General features: G+C 59.7%; 8 protein-coding genes and 2 pseudogenes. 4 read left to right on the top strand and 6 right to left on the bottom strand.

Going from position 1 to position 12,260, the window contains the following annotated elements:
• Window positions 1-106: 106 nt before the first annotated feature.
• From leuA to HT737_RS09350, 4 genes are all read right to left on the bottom strand, one after another.
• Window positions 107-1,786 carry a 2-isopropylmalate synthase gene (leuA, locus tag HT737_RS09365; RefSeq protein WP_027612129.1) on the bottom strand — a complete coding sequence of 560 codons (1,680 nt, stop codon included), beginning with the start codon at window positions 1,784-1,786 and terminating at the stop codon, window positions 107-109.
• Window positions 1,787-2,264: 478 nt separating this feature from the next.
• The gene (locus HT737_RS09360; protein ID WP_182402326.1) at window positions 2,265-3,119 is read right to left on the bottom strand and encodes a peptidoglycan DD-metalloendopeptidase family protein; all 855 of its coding nucleotides are present in this window, start codon (window positions 3,117-3,119) and stop codon (window positions 2,265-2,267) included.
• Complete coding sequence (gene xseA / locus HT737_RS09355) at window positions 3,094-4,473, bottom strand: exodeoxyribonuclease VII large subunit (RefSeq protein ID WP_182402324.1); 1,380 nt, start codon at window positions 4,471-4,473, stop codon at window positions 3,094-3,096. The genes HT737_RS09360 and xseA overlap by 26 nt, the downstream gene beginning before the upstream one ends.
• A gap of 132 nt (window positions 4,474-4,605) precedes the next feature.
• Entirely contained in the window at window positions 4,606-5,493 is an 888-nt protein-coding gene (locus HT737_RS09350) for a LysR family transcriptional regulator (RefSeq protein WP_182402322.1), read from the bottom strand.
• Window positions 5,494-5,593: 100 nt separating this feature from the next.
• Here HT737_RS09350 and HT737_RS09345 point away from each other — a divergent pair.
• The 4 genes and pseudogenes from HT737_RS09345 to guaA all read left to right on the top strand — a co-directional run bounded on the left by HT737_RS09345 (window position 5,594) and on the right by guaA (window position 10,416).
• Window positions 5,594-6,362 (top strand): annotated as a pseudogene (locus HT737_RS09345) (sulfite exporter TauE/SafE family protein).
• 162 nt (window positions 6,363-6,524) lie between these two features.
• On the top strand, window positions 6,525-7,073 hold the full coding sequence (locus HT737_RS09340; protein ID WP_041071848.1) for a hypothetical protein: 549 nt from the start codon (window positions 6,525-6,527) through the stop codon (window positions 7,071-7,073).
• Between the two features lie 195 nt (window positions 7,074-7,268).
• Window positions 7,269-8,738, top strand: coding sequence for an IMP dehydrogenase (gene guaB / locus HT737_RS09335; RefSeq protein ID WP_041071849.1), 1,470 nt, complete (start codon window positions 7,269-7,271; stop codon window positions 8,736-8,738).
• Window positions 8,739-8,838: 100 nt separating this feature from the next.
• Complete coding sequence (guaA, locus tag HT737_RS09330) at window positions 8,839-10,416, top strand: glutamine-hydrolyzing GMP synthase (RefSeq protein WP_182402320.1); 1,578 nt, start codon at window positions 8,839-8,841, stop codon at window positions 10,414-10,416.
• A gap of 133 nt (window positions 10,417-10,549) precedes the next feature.
• Here guaA and HT737_RS31800 read toward each other — a convergent pair whose 3' ends face one another.
• Window positions 10,550-10,924 (bottom strand): hypothetical protein, encoded by a 375-nt coding sequence (locus tag HT737_RS31800; RefSeq protein WP_306287196.1) that lies wholly within the window; start codon window positions 10,922-10,924, stop codon window positions 10,550-10,552.
• A 97-nt stretch (window positions 10,925-11,021) separates the two neighbouring features.
• Window positions 11,022-12,260, bottom strand: a pseudogene (locus HT737_RS09325) (hypothetical protein); the annotation flags it as partial.

Below are 12,260 nucleotides of genomic sequence, written 5' to 3'. Positions count from 1 at the left end.
CCTCCATCGATCCCTGTAGGAGCTGCCGAAAGGCTGCGATCTTTTGATCTAAACAAAAAGGCCCCAGAGTTCACACTCCGGGGCCTTTTTGCATGTCAGCGAAGGCTTAAGCTGCTTTCGCCTCAGGCTGGCTCAGCGAGCGGTTCAGGGCACTGAACAGCGCCTTGAAGCTGGCGGTGGTGATGTTTTCATCGATACCCACGCCGTGCACCGCACGTTCACCGTTCACGCGCAGCTCGATGTAAGCCGCTGCCTTGGCGTTGGTACCCGCGCCGATGGCGTGTTCGTTGTAGTCCATGATTTCCACCGGGATCGGCAGACCGGCCACCAGGGCTTCCAGCGCACCGTTGCCCTTGCCGCGCCAGTGCAGGTTGGTTTCGCCCTGACCCTTGCTCGCCACTTCCACTTCAACGGCACTGTTACCGTTTTCTTCCTGCAGGCGATGGCTGACCAGCGCGTAAGGCGTGTTGGCTTGCAGGTATTCGCTGATCAACAGCGAGTGGATCTGCTTGGCAGTCATCTCCAGGCCGAGGCGGTCGGTTTCACGCTGCACCACCTGGCTGAACTCGATCTGCATGCGACGTGGCAGGCTGATGCCGTATTCCTGCTCCAGCAAGTAGGCGATGCCGCCCTTGCCCGACTGGCTGTTGACGCGGATCACCGCTTCGTAGCTGCGACCGATGTCGGCCGGGTCGATCGGCAGGTATGGAACTTCCCACAGGGTGTCCGGTTTCTGCTGGGCGAAGCCCTTGCGGATCGCGTCCTGGTGCGAGCCGGAGAATGCGGTGTGGACCAGGTCGCCGACGTACGGGTGACGCGGGTGCACCTGAATCTGGTTGCACTCTTCGACGACTTTGCGCACGCCGTCGATGTCGGAGAAGTCCAGCTCAGGGTCAACGCCCTGGGTGTACATGTTCAGTGCGACAGTAACGAGGTCGACGTTACCGGTGCGCTCGCCGTTGCCGAACAGGCAGCCTTCGACGCGATCCGCACCGGCCATCAGGCCCAGCTCGGTGGCGGCGACGCCGGTGCCACGGTCGTTGTGGGTGTGCAGGCTGATGATCACGCTGTCACGACGGTTGATGTTGCGGCCGAACCATTCGATCTGGTCGGCGTAGACGTTCGGCGTCGCGCATTCAACGGTGGCTGGCAGGTTGAGGATCATCTTGTGCTCAGGCGTCGGGTTCCAGACCTCGATCACCGCGTCACAGACTTCCTTGGCAAACTCCAGTTCGGTGGCGCTGAAGGTTTCCGGCGAGTATTCGAAGGTCCACTCGGTGTCCGGCTGCATCGCCGCGTATTTGACGAACAGCTTGGCGGCATTCACTGCGATGGCCTTGATGCCGTCCTTGTCCTGGTTGAAGACGATGCGACGGAAAGACGGCGAGGTGGCGTTGTACAGGTGAACGATGGCTTTCTTCGCCCCGCGCAGGGATTCGAAGGTGCGCTCGATCAAGTCTTCACGGCCCTGGGTCAGCACCTGAATGGTGGTGTCGTCCGGGATGTGGCCTTCTTCGATCAGGGTACGCACGAAGTCGAAGTCGGTCTGCGAAGCGGCCGGGAACGAGGCTTCGATTTCCTTCACGCCGACCTGCACGAGGGTTTTCCAGAAGCGCAGCTTTTTCACCGCGTCCATTGGCTCGATCAGCGACTGGTTGCCGTCACGCAGGTCGGAGCTGCACCAGATCGGCGCAGCGTCGATGGTTTTCGACGGCCAGGTGCGATCCGGCAAGTTGATGACGGGAAACGCGCGGTATTTCGAAGACGGGTCTTTGAGCATGCTCATCGGGAAATTCCTTATTGTCTGGGCCGAAAAGAGGCGGCCTGCCGGTGGAACGAATGTTCGGGAAAACGCTTGGGACGAGGCGCAGCGATTCAGCCCGGCAGTCGTGCGCTGACGAGGCACAGACTGCGGTGCTGGCGAAGCTGAATAAGGGTGTGAGAGGTTTTCATGCCTTCAACCCTAACCGCGAGGGGAGAGGATGGCAAGCAGTCGAAAAAAATTGAGAGGAATACTCGAAATACTGGATTTTGCAGAATTTTATTGCTTGTAAGTCGGCGTTTCTTGTTGATGTTTGCGTGAGGTTAGATTGGGGCGCAATTGATGTTGGTTGGGTTTCTTCAATATTTTCGGATTGGATAGACCGCATTCGCGGGCAAGCCCGCTCCCACAGTGTCCGTGTCGTACACGAACATTATCTACACCCGAGAAACCTGTGGGAGCGGGCTTGCCCGCGAAGAGGCCATTGGCCTCAATACATAATTCAGGGCTGGAATGCTCCAATGAAAATCGCCGGATCCACCCGCGCATCGTTCAGGCTGATGTTCCAGTGCATGTGCGGCCCGGTCGCTCGCCCGGTCGAACCGACCTTGCCAACCACTGCACCACGGGCCAGTTGATCGCCGACCTTCACATCGATTTTCGACATGTGGCAGAACATGCTGATAAAGCCCTGTCCGTGATCGACAAACACCGTGTTGCCGTTGAAAAAGTAGTTGCCGGTGAGGATCACTTTGCCCGCCGCCGGGGTCTTGATCGGCGTGCCCGCCGGCACCGCAAAGTCGAGGCCGGCATGCGGGTTGCGCTCTTCGCCATTGAAGAAGCGGCGCACGCCGAACTTGCTCGACAGCGGCCCGTTGACCGGTTTGTCCAGCAGCAGGTTGCTCGGGGTGTTCGGGCTGAAACTGCGGTAAGCCTTGATCTGCTCGGCCAGCTCACCCTCGATGCGCTTGAGGTTGGCCGGATTCGGATTGACCTGCTGAGTGTTCTTCAGGGTGATGTGCTGTTCCGGGTATTTCTTGTTGCCGACCGTAAACGGCAGATTGCGTCCGCTGCTGCTGATCTGCTGGCTGCCGGGTTTGACCGTCAGCGGCACGCCGACAATCGCCAGCCAGTTGTTCTGTTCTTTCACCACCAGCACCGGTTTGCCTTGATAGGTGGCTTTCGGCGCCTGCGCGGCGCTGCCCAGATCAACCACCGCCACGCCGCCCGGCACCGGTTTGTTCAGCAGGCGGGTGATGTAGCTGTCAGCGTGGGCGTTGAAGGCGGTCAGGCACAGCAGCAATAACGGAGCGAAAAAAACGCGGCATGGATCAGTCCAGTAAAGAAAGGGTGACAGGCGTCAGGTGATTGTCCTCGACGCGCACTTGCAGTTCGCCTTCGCCCAGTCTGGCTTTCAGACGCTGGCCGGTGTGGGTTTGCGCGGCGTTGCGAATCGCGTGGCCGCGTTCATCCAGCAGAATGCTGTAGCCACGGCCCAGAGTCGCCAGCGGACTGACCACATGCAGCGTCTGCATCTGACTGTGCAATTGCAGGCGACGGCCTTTCAGGCCTTCGCGCATGGCTCGCGGCAGGCGTTCGGCGAGGCTGTCGAGGCGCTGGCGCAGCATTGCCAGTTGGCGTCCCGGATGTTGCCCGGCGAGGCGGGTTTCCAGACGAATCAGGCGTTCGCGGCGAGTATTGAGCTGGCGCTCAAAGGCGCGGCGCATGCGCATGTCCAGGTCATCCAGACGTTGCGCTTGCTGACGCAGACGTTCGCCGGGATGACGCAAGCGACGGGCCATGCCTTCCAGGCGCAGACGATCGCGCATCAAACGGTCGCGCATGCGCATCACCAGACGCCGGTGCAGGCTTTCGACCTGACGGATCAGGTGACTCGAATCCGGGGCGAGCAATTCGGCGGCAGCGGAGGGCGTTGGAGCGCGCACGTCGGCCACGAAGTCACTGATCGACACGTCGGTTTCATGCCCGACGGCGCTGACAATCGGCGTCACGCAGGCATCGACCGCGCGCGCCACGGCTTCTTCGTTGAAGCACCAGAGATCTTCCAGCGAACCGCCGCCACGGGCGAGGATCAGCGCGTCGAAACCCCGGGCATCAGCCATTTTCAGCGCGCGGACGATTTGTGCAGTGGCTTCGCGGCCCTGCACGGCGGTCGGGATCAGCGTCAGTTGCACCTGCGGCGCCCGGCGGCGGAATACGCTGATGATGTCGCGAATCACCGCGCCGGTCGGCGAACTGATGATGCCGATGCGTTGCGGATGTGCCGGCAGCGGCACTTTGCGTTCGGCACTGAACAGGCCTTCGGCGCTGAGCTTTTCTTTCAGCGCATCGAAGGCCAGGCGCAGCGCGCCGTCACCGGCCGGCTCCACGGTGTCGAGAATCAGCTGATAGTCGCCACGGCCTTCGAACAGCGAGACCTTGCCGCGCACCTTCACGGCCAAACCGTCCTTCAGCGCCTGACGCACCCGCGCCGCGTTATTGCGAAACAGCGCGCAACGCACCTGTGCACCGCTGTCCTTGAGGGTGAAGTACACGTGGCCGGACGCCGGGCGGGCGAGGTTGGAGATTTCGCCTTCGACCCAGATGTTGCTGAACACGTCTTCGAGCAACACCCGCGCGCGGCCGTTGAGCTGGCTGACGGTCAGGACTTCTCGGTCAAGGCCGAGCCTTGCAAAGGGATCTTTAATCATGGGCCGCAGTTTAAAGGCATTGTCGCCGTCATTGCACGATCCCTGTAGGAGCTGCCGAAGGTGCGATCTTTTTGATCTTTTTTTTGGAGGGCAAGATAAAAAAGATCGCAGCCTCGTTTCACTCGTCAGCTCCTACAGGGGATTTGTGAAGGTCTGGATGAAGTGTTGGACCAGTGGCGCAGGGTTCTGGCGATAGGCGAGCGCGACGGTGCTCTGGCAATCGGGATCGCTCAGCGGCAGAAATCGTACGCCAACTGGAGCAATGTCCTGCATCGATTCGGGTAGCAGAGCGACGCCGAATCCAGCCTGAATCAACTGCAACTGCGTCGTCTTGCGTGACATCACCCGCGCCGCTTTGGGAAAAAAGCCCTGACGCATGCACAGGTCGGCACATAGATAACTGAGTCCGCCACGTTGCGGATGCGGGATCGAGATAAACGGCTCGTCTTTCAGTTGCGCCAGTTCGACAGCGGGTGAGTCAGCCAATCGATGTTCATTCGGTACCGCCAATAGCAGGCGTTCGGTGAATAAAGGCAGCATGTGAATGCCCTCACGCTGACGCAACACCGGCAAGCGCAACAAACCAATGTCCAGACGTCCTTCAGCGAGTTCCTCAAGCTGCGCCTCGGAGGACAGCTTGCCTATGTCCAGCGACACGCCATTCTGCTGATCGAGATAAGTGCTGATCCGACGTAATAAATGTCCGCTGATCGACACGGTGCTGGAATGACTCAGGCGCACAGTGCCCACTTGCCCGTTGCCGACTTCGGTTGCCATTGCGCTGGCTTTGCTCAGCTCATTGAGCAGATTTCTCGCCCGTGGCAGAAACGCCTCGCCCGCCGCGGTGAGTCTTGGCTGACGCGCGGTGCGTTCGAACAGCGGCGTTTGCAGGCGGCTTTCCATGTCCTTGATTTGCCGGCTCAGCGCCGATTGCGCAATGAACAAGCGTTCAGCCGCTGCACTGAAGCTGCCACAGTCGGCGATTTCCACGAAGTAGCGCAGTTGACGGGTTGAAAGCACCAGGTATGCCTTTTCGAGATGGGTGAGCGACTTTGATCATATTAGTCGCAAGGCTTGGCGCTGGCTAAAGTCATCTCAGGCTTATAAAGGAAGTGGACCAATGAGTGTGGTTGGGTTGTTGAGCGAATGGACATGGGGCGCAGGCGGCTGGGTGGTGATCGGTTCGGGGATCGCGCTGGCCTATATCGTGTTCGGGATTGCCGGGTTCGGTACGGCGCTGGTCGCGGGGCCGATTCTGATTCTGTTCATGCCGTTGTCGAAAATCGTGCCGCTGCTGGTGCTGCTGGATTTTGTCGCGGCGTTCGGCAATCTGCTGCCCTCGCGCCGGGACGTGGCCAAGCCCGAGTTGCTGAGGCTGCTGCCGTGCATGGCGGGTGGGGTGCACGTTGGGGGTGATTTTCCTGCTCAACCTCAAATCCGATCTGTTGTTGCTGTTGATGGGGCTGTTCATCAGCACTTATGCGGTTTACAGCCTGTGGGTGAAAGCCCGGCCGACGCAGTTGTCCGCCGCATGGGCACTGCCGATGGGCACGGTAGGCGGCCTGTTTGGCGCGCTGTTTGGCAGTGGCGGCTTTCTATATGCGATCTATCTCAACAGCCGCCTGCCCAAGGACGCGGCGCGGGCCACGCAAAGTGCGCTGATCAGTTGCAGCACTGTGGTGCGTTTGAGCCTGTTTGCCCTCGCCGGGGTGTATGCCGAACTACCCTTGTTGATGTTGGCGGTGTGTCTGTTGCCGGCCATGGCGCTGGGCCTGTGGATCGGGCGGCGCTTGACCATGCGGTTGTCGCGTGAAGCGTTTGTACGATTGGTGACCTGGCTGGTGCTGGCCAGCGGGATTGCGTTGATCGGGCGCTATTTCGGTACTTGACCGGATTTTGTCAGGGATTAAGCTGCCGGCCTTTAGGGCCCCTTCGCGGGCAAGCCCGCTCCCACAGTTTTCTCGAGCGCACAGAGGATTTGTGATCGACAGAGAACCCTGTGGGAGCGGGCTTGCCCGCGAGGCGTAAGAAGCCATACCGCAGGACTTTCCATGAATTCGCAAAGCATCATCGTCCCGAAAATCTCCACCCTGCCGGTTCACGAACCCCGGGCCCGGGCGATTCTGCGCTGGCTGGTACGCAAGAATATTGTCAAGGAAGAGCTGAGCACCTGCGGTCGCACCGGCAACCGCATGGCGTACGCGATTGCCGACGGCGCACGTGCGGTGGTGCTGCACCCCGAGGCATTGCCTTTTGGCGAGCCGATCAATGGTCTGGAGATCATCGTCAAACGTTGCATCTACACGCCGGCCAAAGGCTTTCTCGAGGAGGCCGGTTGCGCCGAATGCCGCCGCGAAGTCGGCGAAGCGCTGTTCGAAAGCCTCGAAGACTGGTTCCCAGGTCGTACCGACAACTTCACCTGCCCGGAATGCGGGCATGAAGACGACATCAACGGCTTTCTGTACTTGCAGGAATGCGCGTTTTCCAACCTGGGGTTCATCTTCAACAACTGGCTGGAAGCGGGGTTCAAGCAGAGCTTTATCGATGAGTTCGCCGATTGGCTCGATCAACCTGTCAGTTGGGTAAAAGTCGAACTTTGAACGTGCAGGAGCTGCCGCAGGCTGCGATCTTTTGACGTTGTTTTTTTACAGCCAAGATCAAAAGATCGCACCTGCGGCAGCTCCTACAGAAAACAGCAGGCCCCGTACATCAATTAGGCTGAGTTTTACATTGAACAGCAGGGGGTGTCTGACTATAATGGCGCGCTTCCATTTTCCCGCTCGGGAGCCCCCGCGATGCTGCGTATCAGCCAAGAAGCTCTGACATTCGACGACATTCTCCTAGTGCCCGGTTATTCCGAGGTGCTTCCTAACGAAGTCAGTCTCAAGACCCGCCTTACCCGTGGCATCGAGCTGAATATTCCTCTGGTTTCTGCCGCCATGGACACCGTCACTGAAGCCCGTCTGGCAATCGCCATGGCTCAGGAAGGTGGTATCGGTATCATCCACAAGAACATGACCATCGAGCAGCAAGCTGCCGAAGTGCGCAAGGTCAAGAAGTTCGAAGCCGGCGTCGTGAAAGATCCGATCACCATCGAGGCTGATGCCACGGTGCGTGACCTGTTCGAACTGACCCGTCTGCACAACATTTCCGGCGTTCCGGTGCTGCACGATGGCGACCTGGTCGGCATCGTCACGTCCCGTGACGTACGCTTCGAAACCCGTCTGGAAGCCACCGTCCGCGAAGTGATGACGCCTAAAGAGCGTCTGGTCACCGTGCGTGAAGGCGCCGACAAGAACGAAGTCCGCGAGCTGCTGCACAAGCACCGCCTGGAAAAAGTCCTGATCGTCGACGACAAGTTTGCCCTCAAAGGCATGATGACCGTCAAAGACATCGAAAAAGCCAAGGCCTACCCGCTGGCCAGCAAGGACGATCAAGGTCGTCTGCGCGTGGGCGCTGCCGTCGGTACCGGTAAAGATACCGGTGACCGCGTTGCTGCGCTGGTCAACGCCGGTGTGGACGTGGTGGTAGTCGACACCGCGCACGGTCACTCCAAGGGCGTGATCGACCGCGTTCGCTGGGTCAAAGAGAATTTCCCTGAAGTGCAGGTGATCGGCGGCAACATCGCCACCGGCGCCGCTGCCAAGGCCCTGGCCGAAGCGGGTGCCGATGCGGTCAAGGTCGGTATCGGCCCTGGCTCGATCTGCACCACCCGTATCGTCGCCGGTGTCGGCGTACCGCAAATCAGTGCCATCGCCAACGTCGCCGCTGCCCTTGAAGGCACAGGCGTGCCGTTGATCGCCGACGGCGGCATCCGTTTCTCCGGTGACCTGTCCAAGGCCATCGTCGCTGGTGCTTCCTGCGTGATGATGGGTTCGATGTTTGCCGGTACCGAAGAAGCCCCGGGCGAGATCGAACTGTTCCAGGGTCGTTCGTACAAGGCGTATCGCGGCATGGGTTCGCTGGGCGCCATGTCCCAGGCGCAAGGTTCTTCCGACCGTTACTTCCAGGACTCCTCGGCAGGCGCCGAGAAACTGGTTCCGGAAGGGATCGAAGGCCGCGTGCCGTACAAAGGTACCCTGACGGCGATCATCCACCAGTTGATGGGCGGTCTGCGTTCCTCGATGGGTTACACCGGCAGCGCCAACATCGAAGAAATGCGCACCAAGCCTGAGTTTGTGCGGATCACCGGTGCCGGCATGGCCGAATCCCACGTTCACGACGTGCAGATCACCAAAGAAGCGCCAAACTACCGCGTAGGTTGAGGCTTCAAACAAATCATCAAGCAACCGGGGCTGTTTTATTCAGCCCCGAGTTGTTTCTGAATCACGACTGTTTCTGAATTACTTAAGACGAGACTGAATCATGGCCCTCGACATTCACGCTCACCGCATCCTGATCCTCGACTTCGGTTCGCAATACACCCAACTGATCGCCCGCCGCGTGCGTGAGATCGGCGTGTACTGCGAGCTGCACCCGTTCGACATGGACGAAGATGCGATCCGCGAATTCGCGCCTAAAGGCGTCATCCTCGCCGGCGGCCCCGAGTCCGTACACGAAGCCAACAGCCCGCGCTGCCCGCAGGCGGTGTTTGACCTGGGCGTGCCGGTCTTCGGTATCTGCTACGGCATGCAGACCATGGCCGAGCAACTGGGCGGCAAGGTTGAAGGTTCCGAACTGCGTGAGTTCGGTTACGCCCGCGTTGACGTGGTCGGCAAGAGCCGCCTGCTCGACGGCATCGAAGACCACATCGACGCCGACGGCCTGTTCGGCCTCGACGTGTGGATGAGCCACGGTGACAAGGTCACCAAGATGCCGGAAGACTTCCACATCCTGGCCAGCACCCCGAGCTGCCCGATCGCTGGCATGTTCAACGACGAGCGCGCTTACTACGGCGTGCAGTTCCACCCGGAAGTGACCCACACCAAGCAGGGCGGCCGCATCCTCTCGCGCTTCGTGCTCGATATCTGCGGCTGTGAAGCCCTGTGGACCCCGTCGAAGATCGCTGAAGACGCCATCGCCAACATCCGCGCGCAAGTCGGCACCGACAACGTGCTGCTGGGCCTGTCCGGCGGTGTTGACTCCTCGGTGGTTGCGGCGCTGCTGCACAAAGCCATTGGCGACCAGTTGACCTGCGTGTTCGTCGACAACGGCCTGCTGCGTCTGCACGAAGGCGAGCAAGTGATGGCCATGTTCGCCGAGAACATGGGCGTCAAGGTGATCCGCGCCAACGCCGAAGAGCAGTTCCTCAGCAACCTGGCCGGCGAAGCCGATCCCGAGAAGAAGCGCAAGATCATCGGCCGTACCTTCATCGACGTGTTCGATGCCGAATCCTGCAAGCTGGACAACATCAAGTACCTGGCGCAGGGCACCATCTACCCGGACGTGATCGAGTCGGCTGGCGCGAAAAGCGGCAAGGCGCATGTGATCAAGTCGCACCACAACGTGGGCGGCCTGCCGGAAGAGATGAACCTGAAACTGGTCGAGCCCCTGCGCGAACTGTTCAAGGACGAAGTCCGTCGTCTGGGTCTGGAACTGGGCCTGCCGTACGACATGGTCTACCGTCACCCGTTCCCGGGCCCGGGCCTGGGCGTACGCATCCTCGGTGAAGTGAAGAAGGAATACGCCGACCTGCTGCGTCGTGCCGACCACATCTTCATCGAAGAACTGCGCAAGGCCGACTGGTACCACAAGGTCAGCCAGGCTTTCGTGGTGTTCCAGCCAGTGAAATCGGTTGGCGTGGTCGGCGATGGCCGTCGTTACGCCTGGGTCGTGGCCCTGCGTGCCGTGGAAACCATCGACTTCATGACCGCACGTTGGGCACACCTGCCTTACGAACTGCTGGAAACCGTCTCCGGCCGCATCATCAATGAAATCGAAGGCATTTCGCGCGTTACCTACGACGTGTCGAGCAAGCCGCCGGCGACCATTGAGTGGGAGTGATCCTGCGTCGCGCCCTCTAGAATTCAATATTGGATTCGCAGAGGCGCAAAAGGGGTTATAGAAAATGCCAGTCAGTTAATCTGACTGGCATTTTTTGTTTTTGGGCGGAAAGTGCGGAGGGCAGGCGCAGATACTAAAGGAACAGTGACCGAATCAAGTCCGTATCGAACGGCGTTACCCCTTGATCAGGTGCGAACACCGCTTGTGCATGCTGCGCCGAAGCCACTCGTTCGCCTCGTGATCGTACATGCAAATCGAACAATGTCTCCAGATCAGGCCGTGGTGTATGTACCAAGGCTCGCAGCATCAAGGATATTCCGCTGAGGTTGTTCCCGACATTGTTCCACCGGGGAGCTGAGGTCAGTCCCAGGTCGGCCCAGATCACGCGCCGCTCCTGCAAGTCCATCACGAATGGCAGGCAGATCTGTGTGTCGGATGCAATATCGATACGATCGAACACGGTTCGCGGCTCGAATATTTCTCCCGATGCCGTATCGGTGCGGGCCATCCAGCCAGCGAAGCACTCTGGAAGATCGCAGTACGGCTGTTGGGTGTACGAGTTGATGGACGTGACGACATAACGGATTCCCTTCTCGACGAGGACGTCAAGGTCGAGGTCGATGAACTCCGAAGCCCCTTCGGGTGCGTCGACGATGTCGCCGCTGTGGCAGCCGCCGTAATCTCTCAGGTTGTAGTACGCAACCGTCTCTCTGAACACGAAGTTGGCATCGAAAAAAAGCGGCGGACAAATCGATATCCGTACGTGAGCGACCGTTTTTCCACCACAGGAACAGACGAATGAAACGTGTGTCAGGCATTGGCAATCGGCTGCCCCGCACCAGTGTACGTAGCGACTTCGAAGAAGCGCGTTGTGCTAGCGGTACCCTGTATTCGCGTAATTGTGGATCGATGTAACAGCGACCCAATGGCGAGAGTGTCGCAAACCGAGTTACCAGAGCGTCCTCGCAGATTCGGGCTGCGCGGGCCAACACCTCGGGTGCGAGAAGCTCTCGGTCATCCTTGATGCCATACACTTTGGCGAATGAACCTTTGGGTGTGAATGCCCGAAGAGGCAAAGGGCGCGGCGCACGTGACTGAGCCAGTAGCTGCAGCAGGACAGGCGTGGACACTTGTGGTGCAACAGCCTCGAACGCATCGAGAACCGGCTCAGGTTCCGTCGCCCGCCGCAGTGTCGCGTCCAGCCGTCGGGCGAACTCACCGGGACGACTCTGTAGCACGGACACAAGCTCGGCAATATCACGCTGGGCGAACAGTGTTTCGACACGTGAACCAAATGAGGCGGGCGCTTCGTTGCGACGCGCTGCGGTGATGGCGGCCAACGCTCGTGGGTATTTATCGGGGTAATCGCCCGGATGGAGTACTTCAGCCAGGCGTTTCCATCGCTCGGCTTGCCGCATCACGTCTTCTGTAGCGTTGGGTATTTGATCGAGTAGACTCAACAACCGACGGCGCATCGAGCGCTTCATCGCTTTGAAACGTGTCGTAGCGGTCGCCAGTGACACGTCTCCTCCATTCAGCGCGATCGCCAGTCGTAGCACGTCAGTCGCCGTTTCGACGTTTTGCTCCAGGAATGCATCTACTCGGGCATCGCCAGGTACATGCAGGATCAGTGCGCCGCCAACCTGTGCCCGGATCTCCCGGAACGGGACGACCTCAGGCAGCAGACGGAACACATCACTTTTGTACTCGCGGATAAACCACATGACATCGGCCGCTTCCTCTTCGGAGAGCGAGGTGCGTGATGAAACCAGTGGCTCGAGCAGTGACTCGAACTCAGGGATGCTTCCTGGTTCGATCACCCAGGGCGTGAAGTTGCCTTCAAG

This window comes from Pseudomonas sp. MD195_PC81_125 (genome assembly GCF_014060985.1).
GTDB classification, from domain to species: domain Bacteria; phylum Pseudomonadota; class Gammaproteobacteria; order Pseudomonadales; family Pseudomonadaceae; genus Aquipseudomonas; species Aquipseudomonas parakoreensis.
Note: the sequence above shows the minus strand (reverse complement) of the source record. Positions and strands in the feature narration are given on the sequence as shown.

Coding starts and splice junctions, on each gene's coding strand:
- HT737_RS09340 (WP_041071848.1), top strand. CDS start 6,525: ATGAATTCGCAAAGCATCATCGTCCCGAAAATCTCCACCCTGCCGGTT.
- HT737_RS31800 (WP_306287196.1), bottom strand. CDS start 10,924: ATGGCCCGCACCGATACGGCATCGGGAGAAATATTCGAGCCGCGAACC.
- xseA (WP_182402324.1), bottom strand. CDS start 4,473: ATGATTAAAGATCCCTTTGCAAGGCTCGGCCTTGACCGAGAAGTCCTG.
- leuA (WP_027612129.1), bottom strand. CDS start 1,786: ATGAGCATGCTCAAAGACCCGTCTTCGAAATACCGCGCGTTTCCCGTC.
- guaB (WP_041071849.1), top strand. CDS start 7,269: ATGCTGCGTATCAGCCAAGAAGCTCTGACATTCGACGACATTCTCCTA.
- guaA (WP_182402320.1), top strand. CDS start 8,839: ATGGCCCTCGACATTCACGCTCACCGCATCCTGATCCTCGACTTCGGT.